21 protein-coding genes and 1 pseudogene are annotated in these 14,760 nt (G+C 68.6%); 14 read left to right on the top strand and 8 right to left on the bottom strand.

Annotated features, from left to right (window positions below; all coding sequences use genetic code 11):
- Nucleotide 1 precedes the first annotated feature (1 nt).
- Genes MNQ99_RS14920 through MNQ99_RS14885 form a run of 8 tightly spaced genes read left to right on the top strand, consistent with a single transcriptional unit; the run spans nucleotide 2 to nucleotide 6,758 of the window.
- Entirely contained in the window at nucleotides 2-1,093 is a 1,092-nt protein-coding gene (locus tag MNQ99_RS14920) for a polyprenyl synthetase family protein (RefSeq protein WP_241913484.1), read from the top strand.
- 4 nt (nucleotides 1,094-1,097) lie between these two features.
- The gene (locus tag MNQ99_RS14915) at nucleotides 1,098-1,982 is read left to right on the top strand and encodes a phytoene/squalene synthase family protein (protein WP_241913483.1); all 885 of its coding nucleotides are present in this window, start codon (nucleotides 1,098-1,100) and stop codon (nucleotides 1,980-1,982) included.
- Nucleotides 1,982-3,649, top strand: a complete 1,668-nt coding sequence (gene crtI, locus MNQ99_RS14910) for a phytoene desaturase family protein (RefSeq protein WP_422387466.1) — start codon at nucleotides 1,982-1,984, stop codon at nucleotides 3,647-3,649. The genes MNQ99_RS14915 and crtI overlap by 1 nt, the downstream gene beginning before the upstream one ends.
- Nucleotides 3,646-4,026: a lycopene cyclase domain-containing protein gene (locus tag MNQ99_RS14905; protein ID WP_277883558.1), complete on the top strand. Its 381-nt coding sequence runs from the start codon at nucleotides 3,646-3,648 to the stop codon at nucleotides 4,024-4,026. The genes crtI and MNQ99_RS14905 overlap by 4 nt, the downstream gene beginning before the upstream one ends.
- A complete protein-coding gene (locus MNQ99_RS14900; RefSeq protein WP_241913482.1) occupies nucleotides 4,023-4,370 on the top strand; it encodes a lycopene cyclase domain-containing protein in 348 nt (115 codons plus the stop codon). Before MNQ99_RS14905 ends, MNQ99_RS14900 begins: the two co-directional genes overlap by 4 nt.
- Nucleotides 4,367-5,224: a prenyltransferase gene (locus tag MNQ99_RS14895; RefSeq protein WP_241913481.1), complete on the top strand. Its 858-nt coding sequence runs from the start codon at nucleotides 4,367-4,369 to the stop codon at nucleotides 5,222-5,224. Before MNQ99_RS14900 ends, MNQ99_RS14895 begins: the two co-directional genes overlap by 4 nt.
- A complete protein-coding gene (locus MNQ99_RS14890) occupies nucleotides 5,221-5,973 on the top strand; it encodes a DUF2238 domain-containing protein (RefSeq protein WP_241913480.1) in 753 nt (250 codons plus the stop codon). Before MNQ99_RS14895 ends, MNQ99_RS14890 begins: the two co-directional genes overlap by 4 nt.
- A gap of 50 nt (nucleotides 5,974-6,023) precedes the next feature.
- The gene (locus MNQ99_RS14885; protein WP_277883556.1) at nucleotides 6,024-6,758 is read left to right on the top strand and encodes a glycosyltransferase; all 735 of its coding nucleotides are present in this window, start codon (nucleotides 6,024-6,026) and stop codon (nucleotides 6,756-6,758) included.
- Between the two features lie 26 nt (nucleotides 6,759-6,784).
- Here MNQ99_RS14885 and MNQ99_RS14880 read toward each other — a convergent pair whose 3' ends face one another.
- Nucleotides 6,785-7,108 (bottom strand): GYD domain-containing protein, encoded by a 324-nt coding sequence (locus tag MNQ99_RS14880; RefSeq protein WP_127513475.1) that lies wholly within the window; start codon nucleotides 7,106-7,108, stop codon nucleotides 6,785-6,787.
- 164 nt (nucleotides 7,109-7,272) lie between these two features.
- Nucleotides 7,273-7,596, bottom strand: coding sequence for a MerR family transcriptional regulator (locus MNQ99_RS14875; protein ID WP_241913478.1), 324 nt, complete (start codon nucleotides 7,594-7,596; stop codon nucleotides 7,273-7,275).
- 117 nt (nucleotides 7,597-7,713) lie between these two features.
- On the opposite strand from MNQ99_RS14875, the gene MNQ99_RS14870 reads away from it, so the two are divergent.
- The 4 genes and pseudogenes from MNQ99_RS14870 (at nucleotide 7,714) to MNQ99_RS14855 (ending at nucleotide 9,742) form a co-directional block, all read left to right on the top strand.
- Nucleotides 7,714-8,133 (top strand): Hsp20/alpha crystallin family protein, encoded by a 420-nt coding sequence (locus MNQ99_RS14870; RefSeq protein ID WP_241913477.1) that lies wholly within the window; start codon nucleotides 7,714-7,716, stop codon nucleotides 8,131-8,133.
- A 97-nt stretch (nucleotides 8,134-8,230) separates the two neighbouring features.
- Nucleotides 8,231-8,401: pseudogene (locus MNQ99_RS14865) on the top strand (J domain-containing protein); the annotation flags it as partial.
- Between the two features lie 339 nt (nucleotides 8,402-8,740).
- On the top strand, nucleotides 8,741-9,139 hold the full coding sequence (locus tag MNQ99_RS14860) for a hypothetical protein (RefSeq protein ID WP_241915389.1): 399 nt from the start codon (nucleotides 8,741-8,743) through the stop codon (nucleotides 9,137-9,139).
- Between the two features lie 54 nt (nucleotides 9,140-9,193).
- Nucleotides 9,194-9,742: a dihydrofolate reductase family protein gene (locus MNQ99_RS14855; RefSeq protein WP_241913476.1), complete on the top strand. Its 549-nt coding sequence runs from the start codon at nucleotides 9,194-9,196 to the stop codon at nucleotides 9,740-9,742.
- Between the two features lie 4 nt (nucleotides 9,743-9,746).
- Here MNQ99_RS14855 and MNQ99_RS14850 read toward each other — a convergent pair whose 3' ends face one another.
- The gene (locus MNQ99_RS14850) at nucleotides 9,747-9,950 is read right to left on the bottom strand and encodes a YegP family protein (protein ID WP_338423098.1); all 204 of its coding nucleotides are present in this window, start codon (nucleotides 9,948-9,950) and stop codon (nucleotides 9,747-9,749) included.
- A 153-nt stretch (nucleotides 9,951-10,103) separates the two neighbouring features.
- Here MNQ99_RS14850 and MNQ99_RS14845 point away from each other — a divergent pair, with 153 nt between their 5' ends.
- On the top strand, nucleotides 10,104-10,328 hold the full coding sequence (locus MNQ99_RS14845; RefSeq protein WP_241913475.1) for a hypothetical protein: 225 nt from the start codon (nucleotides 10,104-10,106) through the stop codon (nucleotides 10,326-10,328).
- A gap of 41 nt (nucleotides 10,329-10,369) precedes the next feature.
- Here MNQ99_RS14845 and MNQ99_RS14840 read toward each other — a convergent pair whose 3' ends face one another.
- The 3 genes from MNQ99_RS14840 to MNQ99_RS14830 form a co-directional block, all read right to left on the bottom strand.
- The gene (locus tag MNQ99_RS14840; protein ID WP_241913474.1) at nucleotides 10,370-10,987 is read right to left on the bottom strand and encodes a class I SAM-dependent methyltransferase; all 618 of its coding nucleotides are present in this window, start codon (nucleotides 10,985-10,987) and stop codon (nucleotides 10,370-10,372) included.
- Between the two features lie 123 nt (nucleotides 10,988-11,110).
- The gene (locus MNQ99_RS14835; RefSeq protein ID WP_241913473.1) at nucleotides 11,111-12,220 is read right to left on the bottom strand and encodes a CapA family protein; all 1,110 of its coding nucleotides are present in this window, start codon (nucleotides 12,218-12,220) and stop codon (nucleotides 11,111-11,113) included.
- A gap of 79 nt (nucleotides 12,221-12,299) precedes the next feature.
- A complete protein-coding gene (locus MNQ99_RS14830) occupies nucleotides 12,300-12,818 on the bottom strand; it encodes a UPF0158 family protein (protein WP_241913472.1) in 519 nt (172 codons plus the stop codon).
- 38 nt (nucleotides 12,819-12,856) lie between these two features.
- Here MNQ99_RS14830 and MNQ99_RS14825 point away from each other — a divergent pair, with 38 nt between their 5' ends.
- Nucleotides 12,857-14,122: a plasmid pRiA4b ORF-3 family protein gene (locus MNQ99_RS14825; protein WP_241913471.1), complete on the top strand. Its 1,266-nt coding sequence runs from the start codon at nucleotides 12,857-12,859 to the stop codon at nucleotides 14,120-14,122.
- Nucleotides 14,123-14,148: 26 nt separating this feature from the next.
- Here MNQ99_RS14825 and MNQ99_RS14820 read toward each other — a convergent pair whose 3' ends face one another.
- Together MNQ99_RS14820 and MNQ99_RS14815 are read right to left on the bottom strand one after the other, a co-directional pair.
- On the bottom strand, nucleotides 14,149-14,421 hold the full coding sequence (locus MNQ99_RS14820) for a type II toxin-antitoxin system RelE family toxin (RefSeq protein ID WP_241913470.1): 273 nt from the start codon (nucleotides 14,419-14,421) through the stop codon (nucleotides 14,149-14,151).
- Nucleotides 14,418-14,669, bottom strand: coding sequence for a type II toxin-antitoxin system Phd/YefM family antitoxin (locus tag MNQ99_RS14815; protein ID WP_241913469.1), 252 nt, complete (start codon nucleotides 14,667-14,669; stop codon nucleotides 14,418-14,420). The genes MNQ99_RS14820 and MNQ99_RS14815 overlap by 4 nt, the downstream gene beginning before the upstream one ends.
- Nucleotides 14,670-14,760 lie beyond the last annotated feature (91 nt).

Below are 14,760 nucleotides of genomic sequence, written 5' to 3'. Positions count from 1 at the left end.
CATGACCGTCAACACCACCACGTGGCAGCCTGCCCCGCCGTCGTCAAACAATGGAAGTTGGACACGGTTCAATTCACTGGTCGAAGCGGAACTGCGGGACTTCGTGGACAAGAACCGTGCTCAGGCGGGCAGGATCTCGCGGTCCTTCCCGCTGATGTGGGACCACATCGGGTCGGCCCTGATCGGCGGAAAGCGGCTGCGCCCGAGAATGGTGCATCTGGCCTACACCGCGTTCGACGGCGGGGATCCCGGCCGCTGCGCGACGATGGCCGCCGCGTTCGAGCTGCTGCACACCGCCTTGGTGGTGCACGACGACGCGATTGACCGCGATTTCGTCCGCCGCGGGCAGCCCACCATCGGCGCCCACTACCGGGACCACGCCTCCGATCAAGGATTGTCCACACCGGACGCCGAGCACTTGGGCCATTCGGCGTCGATCATCGCCGGCGATCTGCTGCTCGCGGGGGCGCTGCGGCTGGCCAGCCGGGCCGCCGCGGGCCTGCCGCAGGCCGATGAATTGACCGCTACCGTGCACGACGCCGTGTTCGCGTCCGCCGCCGGCGAGCTGGAAGATGTGCTGTTCTCCGCCTCCACAGACCGGCCTGATCTGCAGGACGTGCTGGAGATGGAGAGCATGAAGACCGCCGGCTACTCCTTCGAGGCCCCGCTGAAGGCGGGAGCGCTGCTGGCCGGCGCCGGGCTGGACCAGGCCGACGCGCTGGCTGCGATCGGCCGACGCATCGGCGTCGCCTATCAAATTGTGGACGACGTGCTCGGCACTTTCGGCGAACCGGGCACCACTGGCAAGTCGGCGGAGTCCGATCTGCGCGAAGGCAAGCGCACCGTGCTGACCGCCTTTGCCGCAGAGGCCGACGGGTTCGATGACCTGCTGGCCGCTTTCCGCAGGGGAGAAGTGGAAGCGGACGAGGTGCGGTCTGCGCTCAAGGATTGCGGCGCCGATGCCAGGGCGCAGGACCTCGCCCGCAGCCTGCTGGATGAAGGGCTGCGGGAATCCCGGAGACTGCCGCTGCATTCCGCAGCCCGGGCCGAACTCGAAGCTGTCTGCATGCACGTGCTGACCAGGGGGAACTAGGGCCATGGAACTGAACCCGCTGCTGCGCTATACCGACGCCGCCGGCCGCAGCGCCGGCGTCGTGCTTTCCGCATATTCCACGTCCTTTGGCCTGGCCTGCAGGCTGCTGGGCCCGGAGGGGCGCCGGGATATCGCCAACATTTACGCGTTGGTGCGCGTGGCCGACGAGGCGGTGGACGGCGCTGCCGCCGCGGCTGGCCTGGACGCCGCGGCCGTGCGGGACCAACTGGACCGGCTGGAGCGGGAAACTGAAACCGCGATGCTGTCCGGCTACAGCACCAACATGGTGGTGCACGCGTTCGCGGGAACCGCCCGCAGAAGCGGCATCGGCACGGACCTGACCCGCCCGTTCTTCGCCGCCATGCGCGCCGACATCACGGTGGCCGAACATACCGATGATTCGCTGGAGGAGTACATCTACGGCTCCGCCGAGGTGGTGGGCCTGATGTGCCTGCGGGTGTTCCAGGCGATGCCCGGGTCGGTTCCCGGCCATGACGAGGAGCTCGCCGCCGCTGCCCGCCGGCTGGGGGCGGCGTTCCAGAAGGTGAACTTCCTGCGCGACCTCGCGGCGGACAACGTGGAGCTGGGCCGCAGCTACTTCCCGCGGGCGGATGCCGGCAGCTTCGACGAGGCACTGAAACTGAAGCTGGTGGCCGAGATCCGCGACGATCTGGCAGCGGCCCGGCAGGGCATTCCGCTGCTCCCGCCCGGCGCCTGCAGCGCCGTGGAATTGGCCCATGCCCTGTTCAGCGCGCTGGTGGACCGGCTGGAGCGCGTTCCCGCGGAGGAGCTGCTGTCTCGCCGGGTGCGGGTGGGTACGCCGCAGAAAGCGGCGATCGCGTTGCGGGTTCTGTCCCGGCAGCGGCTGCGTGGAAGGAGGGCCGCCTGATGAGCCTGACCTCGTTCAAACATCGGCTGGCCGCGCGCCGGGTGAAGATGGGGCCGGCCGCTCCGCCCCGCGGCTCCGCCGAAAAGCCCGTGGTGGTGATCGGCGGCGGCATCTCCGGGCTGGCGACGGCCGGGCTGCTGGCCAAGGCCGGGCACCGGGTGACCCTGCTGGAGCAGCGCTCCGGCCTGGGCGGCCGCTCCGGCCGGTACGAGCGCGACGGTTTCCGCTTCGACACCGGCCCGTCCTGGTACCTGATGCCGGAAGTGATCGACCACTGGTTCCGGCTGATGGGCACCAGCGCGGCCGAGCAGCTGGACCTGGTGAGGCTGGACCCGGCCTACCGGACCTGGTTCGAAGGGCACGCCGAGGCCGCGGAGGTCCGCTCCGGCCGCGAGCACGCCGTCGGGCTGTTCGAGCAGCTGCAGTCGGGCTCCGGTGCGCCGCTGCGGCGTTACCTGGACGAGGCCGCGGAAACCTACCGGTTGGCCAAGGACCACTTCCTGTACGACGACTTCGCCAGCTTCCGCGGCCTGGCCCACCCGCAGGTGCTGCGCCGGGCGCCGCGGCTGGCCAAGCTGCTGGGCTGGAGCCTGGACCGCTACGTCCGCGAACGCTTCGCCGAGCCGCGGCAGCAGCAGGTGCTCGGTTATCCGGCGGTGTTCCTGGGCACCAGCCCGTTCCGGGCGCCGGCGATGTACCACCTGATGAGCCACCTGGATCTGGACGACGGCGTGTACTACCCGATGGGCGGGTTCGCCGCGCTGGTCGATGCGATGGAGCGGCTGGCCCGCGAGGCCGGCGTCCGGATCGAAACCCGGGCCACCGTCCGCCGGATCATCACCGGGCCGTCGGGAGAGGCGGCCCGCTGCGAGGCGGTGGTGTGGACCGACGCCGACGGCACCCAGCAGCGGACGCCGGCGCGCACCGTCGTCGCCGCCGCGGACCTGCACCACGTGGAGACCGAGCTGCTGCCGGCGCAGCTGCGCAGCCACCCGGAGCCGGCGTGGCGGCGCCGCGACCCGGGACCCAGTGCGGTGCTGGTCTGCCTGGGCGTGCGCGGCAAGCTGCCGGAGCTGGCGCACCACAACCTGCTGTTCACCCGGGACTGGAAGGACAACTTCGGCCGGATCCAGGCCGGCCGCGCCCTGGCGGACGAGACCTCGATCTATGTGTGCAAGCCCAGTGCTACCGACGACGGCGTGGCACCGGCGGGGGACGAGAACCTGTTCATCCTGGTGCCCACCCCGGCGGCGCCGGAGTGGGGGTCGGGCGGGGACGACGGCGAAGGCTCGCCCATCGTGGAGTCCGTCGCTGACGCGGCGATCGATCAGCTGGCTGCCTGGACCGGCGTCGCGGATCTGCGCGGCCGGATTGCGGTCCGCCGCACCTACGGGCCCGGTGACTTTGTGGACGGGTTCAACGCCTGGCGCGGCAGCGCGCTGGGGGCCGCGCACACGCTGCGCCAAAGCGCCTTCCTGCGGCCGGGCAACCGGAGCGGCAAGGTGGAGGGGCTGCACTATGCGGGCAGCTCGGTGCGGCCGGGCATCGGCGTGCCGATGTGCCTGATCAGCGCCGAACTGGTGCTCAAGGCGGTGCAGGGTATCAAGAAGCCGGGAGCGCTGCCGGAGCCCGAGCTGGCCGCCGATGCCGCGGGGAGCAGCGCATGATCTACCTCGCCGTGCTGGTGGCGCTGCTGGGCTGCATGGCCCTGCTGGACGCCCGCTACAAGCTGTTCTTCTTCGCCCGCCCGCTGGCGGCAACCATCACGATGGTCGCCGGGCTGGCCTACTTCCTGGCCTGGGACGTGTGGGCGATCTCGCTGGGAATCTTCCTGCACCGGGAGTCGCCGCTGATGACCGGCATCATGCTGGGCCCGCAGCTGCCGCTGGAGGAAGCCTTCTTCCTGGCTTTCCTCTGCTACCAGACCATGATCCTGTTCACCGGCCTGCTGGCCTGGGGCAGGCACCGCCGCACAGCCCGCCGTGCCGACAGAGAGCAACTGGTGGAGCACGACGGCGGCCCGCGGGCAGGGGGCGCGGCATGAACTTCGTGGAGCTGAACTGGATCTTCCTGGGCCTGGCGCTCGCCGCCGTGGCAGCCTCGCTGCTGGCCCGGCGGGTGCCCCGCGGAGCCGCCGCGGCCGCCGGCCTGACCATCGCCGCGCTGTGGGTGCTGACCGCGGTGTTCGACAACGTGATGATTGCCTCAGGCCTGTTCGACTACGGCGGCCACGCGCTGGCCGGGCTGCGGATCGGGCTGGCACCGGTCGAGGACTTCGCGTACCCGCTGGGGGCGGCCCTGCTGTTGCCCGCGGTCTGGCTGCTGCTCACCGGCGGCCCCCGCCGTCGTCGTTCCGACAACGCAGGCAGGGGAGGGGATAGCCGGTGATCCGCGAACTGGTCATCACCTCCCGGCCGGTGTCCTGGGTCAACACCGCCTACCCGTTCGCCGCCGCCTACCTGCTGGCCGCCGGCCGGATCGACTGGCTGCTGGTGGTGGGCACCATCTTCTTCCTGGTCCCGTACAACCTGGCCATGTACGGCATCAACGACGTATTCGACTACGAATCCGACCTGCTGAACCCGCGCAAGGGCGGGGCCGAGGGGGCCGTGGTGGACCGGGGACGGCACCGCGCCATCCTGAAGGCCTGCGCCGTCGCCACCGTGCCGTTCGTGGTGGTGCTGGCCCTGGCCGGCAGCGTGGCGTCCAACCTGGTGCTGCTGGTCTCGCTGGCCGCGGTGTACGCCTACAGTGCGCCGGGGCTGCGCTTCAAGGAGCGGCCGTTCCTGGACTCGCTGACCTCCAGCACACACTTTGTCTCGCCGGCGGTTTTCGGCCTGGTGCTGGCCGGGGCACAGTTCACGCCGGAGCTGTGGGCGCTGCTGGCCGCCTACTTCCTCTGGGGCATGGCCAGCCACGCGTTCGGCGCCGTGCAGGACGTGGTCCCGGACCGCGAGGCCGGGCTGGGATCGATCGGCACAGTGCTGGGCGCCCGCCGCACCGTGCTGGCGTCCGCCGCCGGCTATGCCGCCGCGGGGCTGCTGATGCTGGCCACCGACTGGCCGGGTCCGCTGGCGGCCCTGCTGGTGCTGCCCTATCTACTCAACGTGCTGCGCTTCGCCCGGATTGACGACGCCGGATCGGCCGCCGCGAACGCTGGCTGGAAGCGCTTCCTCTGGCTGAACTACGTGGTGGGCTTCCTGGTCACCATGCTGCTGATCTGGTACGCGGGGATCCGGTGAGCACGCCGGGCAAGCGGCCCGGTCCGGCGCAGGACCGGTGGTACGCGGCCGACGCCGGCCGGCTGCTCGGTGCGGTGCTGGTCGCTGCTTCCTGGCTGGTGGCCGGCTGGCCGGCGGCCGCCGCCATGTTGCTGGTCTGCGGCGGGCAGTGGCTGCTGCGCTGGTATCTGCTGGACCGGCCGGTGGATGCCGTGGGCCAGTTGGTGCTGCTGGCGGCCGGGTGGTTCAGCGCGGTCGGCCTCTACCATCAGGTGTCCTGGCTGGATGCCGTGATGCACGCGCTGGCCAGCCTGGTGGTGGCGCTGCTGGTGGCGGAACTGCTGCGGGCGGAGCTGTTGGCGCGTGGGACTCCGGCATCGGGTGGCGCGGCCGGTTCTTTGTCGGGGTCCGGCGGGCGCGGCGGCTGGACCGGCGTCGTGATGCCGGCGGTGGTGCTGGTTTGCGCGACGGTGACGCTGGGGGTGGTGTGGGAACTGGGGGAGTGGCTGGGCCACGCATACATCACCCCGGAGATCGGCGTGGGCTATGACGACACCATCGGCGATCTGGCCGCCAACTTCGTCGGGGCCGTGCTCGGCGCCGCCCTCTCCGTCCATTCCCGGCGCACGAGGCACGGCCACACGCCGCACGGCCGCACGCCGCCAGACCATGCCTACCGGCCAGGCCACAACGGGAAAAGCCACGGCGTCCGCCGTCGTGGTGCCGCGGTGGCCGCTGCTCTGGCCAGTGGCCATGTCGGCAGGCGGTGAGCCCGGTGCCGCAAGCTCACGGGACCAGACCCGCCGGGCCTTCTCTGTCCGTGGTGATTCCGGTGCTGGACGACGCCGCCGCGCTCGCCGAGTGCCTGGCATTGCTGGCACGGCAGACGCGTCCCGCGGACGAGGTGATTGTGGTGGACAACGGCTGCTCGGACAGCTCGCTCCAGGTGGCCCTCGCTGCCGGCGCCCGCGTGGTCGCCGAACCGCGGCGCGGCATCCCGGCCGCTGCCGCCGCGGGCTACGACGCCGCCGCCGGCGAGGTGATCGTGCGCTGCGACGCCGACACCCGTCCGCCGGAGGACTGGTTGGCCCGGATCAGCGCCGCGTTCGGCGAAGACCCCGGCCTGGATGCACTGACCGGCCCGGGCCGGTTCTACGACCTGCCCCGACCGGTGGCCTGGCTGGCGTCCGCCGCGTATTCGTCCGGCTACCGCTTTGGCGCGGGCGCCGCGTTGGCGGGCGTTCCGGTCTGGGGGTCCAACTTCGCCATCCGCCGCACCGCCTGGCAGCGCTGTGCAGCGGGCATCCACCGGCACCGGGCCGGGATCCACGACGACCTGGACCTGAGCTTCCAACTGGCCCCGTGGGCTAACGTCCGGTTTGATCGGCAGTTGAGGGTTGGCGCGGCTGGCCGCATGTTCTCCGACGCCGGGGCCTTTGCCCGGCGCTTCGGCTGGGCCTTCGCCACGCTGAAGCTGAACTGGGCGGTGCAGTCCGCCGGGCAGCGGTGGCTGGAACGGGCCACCGGTCGGCGGCCCGCTCTTCGGCGGACTTGAGAGAGTCGGTGGGGGAAGAAAACGCCCTATTGCTGTCCGGGGGCACGGTAGGACGGTGTCTTGCCTGCCGCCGCGTCCAGATCTTCGGGCGTCATCAGCGGTGTCAGGCGCAAATCCACCGCGCCGCTGGAATTGATCATCAGGGACAGCGCGGCGGCACTGGGCTGGTCCGGTATCTCAAAGACACCAACGACGTCGGTCTCGCCGAAGGCGTAGTAGATGCATTCCAGTGAGCCCCCCACCGATTCCAAGGCCCGGATCACAGCCTCCCGTCGCTTGGAACCGCCCTCCTGCATCAGGCCTTTAATTCCCTCGCCCACATACTTTCCCTGGAACAAGTACTTGGTCATGGCGCTTTCCTGTTCTGCTATTCCAGAACGCGGCCCCCGTCCGGACAGGCCGAACGCCCTATGGGCAAAGGTTCCGGAGGTTTTCCCGACTGGGCTGTGGGCGTGAGTATAGGCCTGCACCAAAGACCTGGCAACAGTCGCGACGTTGCGGTGGCTTCAACACGTCAGCGGTCGGCGGCCCGCTTTTCGGCGCTCTCGAGTTTCTGCTGCAGCGCGGCGTTGTCCTCTTCGAGCGCCAGCACCTTGCCCACGCCGGCCAGGTTCACGCCGTCGCCCACCAGTTCGCCGATCCGGCGGAGCCGGTCCACATCGTCCCGGCTGTACCGGCGGGTGCCGCCTTCGGTCCGCTCCGGTTCCACCAGCCCGCGCCGCTCATAGAGCCGCAAGGTCTGTTCGCTCACGCCCACCAGATCGCTGACCACGGAGATGCCGTACACCCCCTGGTCCGCCCTGGGCTGCTTCTTCTCAGCCGCCTTCTCTGCCGCCAAAATTCCTCCCGCTTCAGACTTGAAAAACATTCTAGTCCGGAGTCATAATATCTGTGCTAGCGGACATAGATTAGCTGAGCGAAGAACTAAAGATAGAACCTGAAGGAGGCTGCTGCCATGCTGATGCGAACTGATCCGTTCCGTGACCTTGACCGCTTGACCCAGCAGGTCTTCGGAAACCAGGCCCGGCCCGTTGCCATGCCGATGGACGCGTGGCGCGAGGGCGATCAATTCGTCGTAGAGCTTGATCTGCCCGGCGTCGACCCGTCCACCATCGACCTTGACGTGGAACGGAACGTCCTCACGATTGCTGCAGAGCGCAAGTCCAAGATCGAAGACAAGGACGTCGTGGCCGCCGAACGGCCGACGGGAACCTTTAGCCGACAACTGATCCTGGGCGACACGCTGGACACCGAGAATGTCTCGGCCAACTATGAGGCCGGCGTGCTGGCCCTGCGGATTCCCATCCGGGAGCAGGCCAAGCCGCGCAAGATCGAAATCAGCAGCGGGGACAAACAACAGATGATCGACGCCTGACCGGTGATGGCCCGGGCCGGCGGCTCAGTCCGTTCACGGCGGAGCCGCCGGCCCGCGCCGCTTTCATCGCGGCGCTGTCGTCGGCAGGGAGGAACTCATGAACGAGACCGATCTCTATGCCGTTCTGCAGGTTGCTCCGGACGCCAGCAGCGGGGATATCCGCCGCGCCTACCGAGCCCTGCTCCGCAGCCACCATCCGGACCTCAATCCCGACGGCGGTGGAGCGGCTCCGCGCGGCCCGGAGACGGACGCGGAGCAACGGGCGACGGCGGCGATCCTGCACGCCTACATGGTGCTGGGCGACGCCGAGCGGCGCGCGGACTACGACCGGAACAGCGTCCGGCGCGTCGCGGCCCGGCGCAACGACGAGCCTGGGGAGTCCGGCGAGCACGGGGCCGCGGAGCCCGGGGAGCACCGGGCCTCCGACCGCACTCAACCCGGCGCGCAGCGGCGTCCGCACCCCCATCCTTCGGTTCCCTCCGGCCGGCCGGTGTACCTGGGGTTCGATGACCCCCTCCCGCCGGACGCAGTCCGACTGGGTGAGCGGCCGCCGTCGTCCGCATGGGACTACCACCGATGGATTGTTTTGACCGTTGAAGGAGGGCTAATGCCTGCCACCAGTTGGCGCCGCTACGACCATCATCTGTTTCCGGTGTTCCATGAGCGGTTCGAGGAGCGGTGGGGACCCGGAACCGCTCCGTTCCTTGACCCCAGCGTTTTCGAGGAAGGGCAGCCGCGGCCTCGGGCGCAGTGGATCAACGTGGACACCGGTGCGGCCGCGGCCGTGGTTCCCGTCTGGGAAGACGACGCAGAGCACCGGTCCTTCGCCGTCTTCTACCTGCCGCCGGCGGGCGGGATCTGGGTACTGCGCCGCCCGGGGTTCACCGAGTACACGGAGAGCTTGAAGGGCGGACCCGAACAGCTGGAACTGCGCAACGACTCGTTCAAGAAAGCCGTGGCCCACGCGGAGGAATTCATCTTCGGCCCGGAGGGTGACCGCGCCTAGTACCCCTTGCGGACGAGGGGCCCGCTGCCGGCGGCTCGGCGGTATTCTTGCGGGATGCGGCCGCTTCGGTACTCCATCAACGTCACCTTGGACGGCTGCTGCGATCATCGTGAAATCCCCGCGGACGAAGACTTGCATCGTCACCACGTCGGGAACCTCGAGCAGGCCGATGCCCTTCTTTTTGGCCGGGTGACCTACGAGATGATGGAGGCAGCGTGGCGGCCACCGGCGCCGACCGGAGCGAGGCCGGCTTGGATGGAGCCCTTCGCCCAGACGATCAGCGCGGCGAAGAAGTACGTCGTGTCGAGTACCTTGGAGCAGGTCGATTGGAACGCGGAACTCATCCGCGAGGATCTGGCCACGGCCGTTCAGCGGCTCAAGCAGGAGCCGGGCAAGGGCCTATTCGTAGGAGGCGTGCAGCTCCCACAGGCGCTGACGGAGCTGGGACTGATCGATGAGTACGAGTTCGTAGTGCATCCCAGGCTCGCGGGCCACGGGCCGACGTTGTTCGCAGGGTTATCGAACCCTGCTGACTTGAAGCTCGTGGGCCGGCTGGAGTTCGCCTCTGGGGCGGTAGCGCTGCGGTACGAGCCGAAAAGGTAGGCGGCTAAGAGTCAGACTGCTCGGCAGCGCTCGACCGGTCAATCACGCGCCCGGTGCCGGCGATTTCGCGGGCGAGTTCGATGCCGTCCTTAGCCGCCCGGATGGACGGAAAGGTCACCGATTCGGCCATGAGTGCTCCGTCCGGGTCCAGCATCCGCACGCGGAATCCGCCGTCGGGCGCATCAATTACTTCGAAATGGCCAGCCATATCTTGGGCTCCTGTCCCCGGTGAAACGCCACGGCACTGTGGCGTCCAAACAGTATGCCACCGAGAGCCAGCGGCGTCGTGGGGCTTGCCACAATTTGGCCGAGTGAGGAAAGTGGACAGTGCGCTGACTATCAACGTGGATCGGAGAACACCGTGCAGATCGACAAGCAGCAGATCATCGACATCCTTAAACAGCAGGGCAACCAGGACCAGGCAGCCAAGGCCGATTCCGAATTGCCCGAGAAGGTGGACACGGAGAAGGACTCGGGCCTGTTGTCCAGCCTGGGGATCGACGCGGACGCCCTGCTCAGCAAACTCCCCGGCGGACTGGGGGAGAAGCTGGGCGGATTGAAGGACAAACTGGGCGGATTCGGATAGACCCTTCCTGCCCAGCTATCTGTCAGGCGCCCGGAGGCACTTCAGCCTTCGGGCGTTGCCGTGCCCATCACCATCGGGTTCACGGGAAGCCAAGCCGGCCCCACCGCGAACTCGTCCTGCACGGCCACGGTGAACCCTGCCGCTGAGATGGCGGCCACAGTGTTCCGGTTGAGCTGGCAACCCTGCGCCGCGAAGGACCACACGGGCCGCAGCATGTTTTGGAACCTTGCGTGGCCGCCGGTACCGCGGACATGCTCCAGGAACAGCAGCTGTCCGTCCGGTTTGAGCACGCGCTTGGTTTCGGCGAGGGCGGCGGCCTGCTCGGGGACGCTGCAGAGAACCAGGGTGAAGACGACGGCGTCCACGCTGGCATCGTCGGCCGGCAGCGCTTCGGCGCTGGCATCCACCACCCGGACATTGTTGGCCGGATCGACTCTGGCCTGCAGCCGCTTGCGCATGTTCGGATCGGGTTCCACCGCCGTCACCCGGCAGGACGTCGGCAGGTACGGAAGATTCGCGCCGGTGCCGGCACCGACGTCGTACACAACGCCGTCCAGGCCGGACAGCAGCGCCGCACGGCGGGAGGTCAGTGCCTCGGGCTCGCCGTGGCGGGTGGCAGCCTCATACTGCGCCGCGAACAGCGCGCTTCTCAAACCCATGGGCGTGGTCCTGTCGTCGATCGGGGAGGGCATGCACCACGGTACGGCAGCGGACAGGCGTGCGGGATGGTGATTGGGGGACCGGGCATACGACGCCTGTGGCGGACGGATTGGCGGGCGGCCTTACGGCACACCGACGGACAGGCTGCCGTCGCCGGCCAGGCCGATCCGGGTCCCGAAACCGCTGCTGGCGTCGCCGAGGACGCGATAGAGCCACTCGCCGTCGTCCATGGTGGCGCGCTCCAGACGCATCCGCCGGACCCGTACCGGCACCAGGCGCAGCCCGCGCAGTTCCCTGGATCGGGCGTCCAGCGTGGCGAAGTAGAGCAGCCGCACGTCGTCGCGGAACTGCCGGTGGCCGCCGATTCCCTCGTAGTCGTTGATCAGGTCGCCGCAGCCGTAGAGGATGGGGCGGCCGCGGTAGATCTCGAGCGGGCGCGGATGGTGTGACGAATGCCCGTGCACCACGTCGATCCCGCCGTCGACCAGCCAGCGGGCGAAGCGGACGTGCCCGCGCGGTACCTCGTAGCCCCAGTTGGTGCCCCAGTGCAGCGAGGCCACGGTCAGGTCGCCGTCGCGCTTCACCGCGCGGACCTGGTCTATGAACCGCGAGGCCGTGTGGCTGGACAGGTCCGGGAGAAAGGCCAGTCCGGGAAGGTCGGGGCTTGCGGCGTTCGCAGGTGAAATGCCGCTGGAGGCCAGCCCGGCGGAGAACACCAGCACCCGTCCGTGGCCGGTGTTTACCGCCGCAGGCTGCCAGGCCTGCGCGGCATCGCGGCCGGCGCCGGCGGTGCGCAGGCCGGCGGTGTGCAACACCTCCAGGGTCTCGGTCAGCCCGGCGATGCCGAAGTCCAGCACGTGGTTGTTTGCCAGCACGCAGACGTCCAGACCGGCGGCGGTCAGGCAGCCGATGTTGTCCGGATGCATGCGGTAGTGGATGCCCTTGTCCGGGGCGAAGTCGCCGTCTCCGGTGATGCTGGTTTCCAGGTTGACCACGCGGACGTCCGGTCCGGCCTCGCCGATGATCGCCAGCGCCTCACCCCAAGGCCAAGTCGGGTCGACCGGTTGCGGGATGTGGCCGTTGACTTCTTCGGCCAGAGCCACGTAGTCGCGGGCATCCCGGATGTAGCCTTCGCGCAGCTGGGCCGCGCCGGGATGCGGCAGGATTTGGTCCACGCCTCGGCCGGTCATTACGTCGCCGGCCAGGAACAGGGTGATCGTGCTGGAAGCCATCGCTGCCACTCGATTCTGACGGCTGGCTCCACTGTAGCCCTGCGAGGCCCTGCGAGTGGGGTGGCGAGCCAGCGACTATTCACTCGATCGACGGGTCTTGCGGCAGCGCGTCCCTGGCCTCCTGCTCGTTGATCAGGCCTTCGGCCAGCAGCCAGGTGATGGCATGGTGGCGCATTCGCTGGTCGTGGAAGTTGGACCAGGCTCGCCCGATCTCAGGGTCGCGGTACACAGCATTCTTGAAGTGGTGAAAGGGCCGGTTCCGCTCGATGGCGCGGAGCAGCGTGGCCCGGGCGCGTTCGTCCTCCAGCGTGGCGATGAAATCCTGCATGTCCCGGTAACCGCGGTGCGAGTCCGCGGTCGCCACCTGCACCGCACCGCGTTCCTCGAGCTCCTCGGAGGACAGGCCGCCGTCGACGGCCGCACCGTTCAGCTGGATCTGGCCGGTGGCCGGATCCAGCCACCACTGGAGATCCCAGGAATCAGCGCTTTCCATCGCGGTGGTCAGCATGTCCAGGTCAATGTGCTTGAGGCTGAGCATGGCCGCAGAGTACCGGACAGAGCCGGGCCGCCGCCAGAGCCGGAGCGCGCCAAAAGACATGTTCCCTCCTGCCGGAACGCGTCTGCAAGAATGGCGGCATGCCCGCATCGGAAAAAGCCCTGGACATCCGCGTTGCGCTGGAAGGATCAGACCCGGAAATCTGGCGCAGCCTCCGCCTGCCGCTCGACGCTCCGCTGAACACTCTGCATGAGGCGATCCAGCGCGCGTTCGGCTGGGAGAACCGCCACCTGCATCTGTTCCATCCGCAGGGTGTCTTCGGTGAGGCCCGCCCGATCGCCGGCAGCGATGACTCCGCGGACGAAATGGACCTGGACAGCGCCGAGCGGATGACCGTGGGGCAGTTGCTGTCCGGCGAGGGCAGCACGCTGGTGTACGAATACGACCTCGGCGACAGCTGGCTGCACACGGTCACGGTGACCGGGCACGCCATTGTTCCGGCCGGTCAGATTACCTGCCTGGGCGGTGCCAACCGCGCGCCGCTGGAGGACGCCGGCGGCCTGTGGGGCTATCAGGAGAAGCTGCGCATCCTCGCCGACCCGTCGGATCCCGAGCACGCGGAGATCGCCGACTGGGTCACGTACGTGACCGGCGCCTACGATCCCACAGCGTTCGACCCGGCCGAGTTCGACCTGGACGCGGTGAACAAGAGCCTGGCCCGGCTGGGCATCCTGCTGGTGGATGAGCCGCCGACGCCGGAGGAGTTGGCTACCGTGCTCCGCCCGGTGCGCTGGCTGCTGGACCGGGCCCGGGAGGATGGCCTGGAGCTGACCAAGGACGGCTACCTGAAGCCGGCCGTGGTGCGCGAGGCGGTGCTGGACCTGGAGCTGGGCTTCCCCTGGGACAGCTATAAGGCGCCGCGCGAGGTCAACGTGCCGCCCATCGCGCTGCTGCGCGAACACCTGCAGCAGTGGAACCTGCTGCGCAAGTACAAGGGACGCCTGCAGCCCAGTCCCGCTGCGCGGAAAACGTACGACGACGATGCCCGCCTCTGGGGCTACCTCGCCGACCGTTTGGCGAACCAAGAGAACATTGCGCTGCGCGTCGGGATGGAAGCCATGGTGGGCTGGCGGCTGGCCGACCAGCAGGTGCCGTTCAGCCAGCGCGGCCACGCGATGGTGTCCGTACTTTTCCATGCCGGACTGCGCCCGGCCGGCGGCGGCGAGCTCACCGAGCAGGACGGCGAGGACGTCTACGCCGAGCTGCGGCGCCAGCTCAATTCCCTCGGCATTTTCGAGGGCGACCGCTTCCTCGGCGGTCGGGAACTTACCCCGGCCGGGCTGAAGTTCCTGCTGGCCATCCGCCGCCGAGGCAGCACGCTGAGTGGCGGGGAAGCTATTCCTTGACGACATAAGACTGCGCAGGGAACGCGTCATCCATGCTGGCGATACACCTCTCGGCGGTGGCCAACTTGGATGACCAGAACCACCAGCTCCTCGTCGTGAACCTCGTAGACGATTCGATAGTCGCCGGTCCGAACGCGCCGTTCGCCGTCACCGCCGACCAATTGCTTGCTGGCCGGCGGACGAGGCGCTTCCCGCAAGATTTCAACGGCACCCAAAATGCGTGCCTGGGCTGATTTGTCGAGTTTTCGGATCTGCTTGACGGCAGTCGCGGTATAGCGAACGTCGAACGTGCCGCTCATGGGTCGAGGCCGAGCTCTCGCCTCAGTTCTTCGTGGCTGATCAGCGGCTCGTTATCCTCACGCGCTGCCCGTGCTGCCGCCAGATCTTCGGCGTCCTCCAAGGCTTCGACCGCGCGCTCGTAGAAATCCGGGTCCACCAGAACGGCAACGGTACGGCCACGGCGGTTGATGTGTACCGCTTCCGAACGCACGTTATCGAGAAGTTCTGCCCAGTGGGTCCGCGCTTCATTTGAGGAGGTGAAAGCCATGGGTAAATCTTACGAACCTTACGAAACGATAGCAACACGTCATGGGGCTTGACGGGACGCACCGAGCGAGGTTTCGTCCAATGTTCACACC

It is taken from the genome of Arthrobacter sulfonylureivorans (assembly GCF_022637435.1).
In the GTDB taxonomy this organism is placed as follows: domain Bacteria; phylum Actinomycetota; class Actinomycetes; order Actinomycetales; family Micrococcaceae; genus Crystallibacter; species Crystallibacter sulfonylureivorans.
Note: the sequence above shows the minus strand (reverse complement) of the source record. Positions and strands in the feature narration are given on the sequence as shown.

Bases quoted from the DNA above. Each gene is read 5' to 3' on its own strand.
- MNQ99_RS14835 (WP_241913473.1), bottom strand. From the start codon at position 12,220: ATGGCTTCCAGCACGATCACCCTGTTCCTGGCCGGCGACGTAATGACC.
- MNQ99_RS14905 (WP_277883558.1), top strand. From the start codon at position 3,646: ATGATCTACCTCGCCGTGCTGGTGGCGCTGCTGGGCTGCATGGCCCTG.
- MNQ99_RS14900 (WP_241913482.1), top strand. From the start codon at position 4,023: ATGAACTTCGTGGAGCTGAACTGGATCTTCCTGGGCCTGGCGCTCGCC.
- MNQ99_RS14920 (WP_241913484.1), top strand. From the start codon at position 2: ATGACCGTCAACACCACCACGTGGCAGCCTGCCCCGCCGTCGTCAAAC.
- MNQ99_RS14860 (WP_241915389.1), top strand. From the start codon at position 8,741: ATGCCTGCCACCAGTTGGCGCCGCTACGACCATCATCTGTTTCCGGTG.
- crtI (WP_422387466.1), top strand. From the start codon at position 1,982: ATGAGCCTGACCTCGTTCAAACATCGGCTGGCCGCGCGCCGGGTGAAG.
- MNQ99_RS14855 (WP_241913476.1), top strand. From the start codon at position 9,194: ATGCGGCCGCTTCGGTACTCCATCAACGTCACCTTGGACGGCTGCTGC.
- MNQ99_RS14870 (WP_241913477.1), top strand. From the start codon at position 7,714: ATGCTGATGCGAACTGATCCGTTCCGTGACCTTGACCGCTTGACCCAG.
- MNQ99_RS14880 (WP_127513475.1), bottom strand. From the start codon at position 7,108: ATGACCAAGTACTTGTTCCAGGGAAAGTATGTGGGCGAGGGAATTAAA.
- MNQ99_RS14915 (WP_241913483.1), top strand. From the start codon at position 1,098: ATGGAACTGAACCCGCTGCTGCGCTATACCGACGCCGCCGGCCGCAGC.
- MNQ99_RS14850 (WP_338423098.1), bottom strand. From the start codon at position 9,950: ATGGCTGGCCATTTCGAAGTAATTGATGCGCCCGACGGCGGATTCCGC.
- MNQ99_RS14825 (WP_241913471.1), top strand. From the start codon at position 12,857: ATGCCCGCATCGGAAAAAGCCCTGGACATCCGCGTTGCGCTGGAAGGA.
- MNQ99_RS14815 (WP_241913469.1), bottom strand. From the start codon at position 14,669: ATGGCTTTCACCTCCTCAAATGAAGCGCGGACCCACTGGGCAGAACTT.
- MNQ99_RS14830 (WP_241913472.1), bottom strand. From the start codon at position 12,818: ATGTCTTTTGGCGCGCTCCGGCTCTGGCGGCGGCCCGGCTCTGTCCGG.
- MNQ99_RS14820 (WP_241913470.1), bottom strand. From the start codon at position 14,421: ATGAGCGGCACGTTCGACGTTCGCTATACCGCGACTGCCGTCAAGCAG.
- MNQ99_RS14840 (WP_241913474.1), bottom strand. From the start codon at position 10,987: ATGGGTTTGAGAAGCGCGCTGTTCGCGGCGCAGTATGAGGCTGCCACC.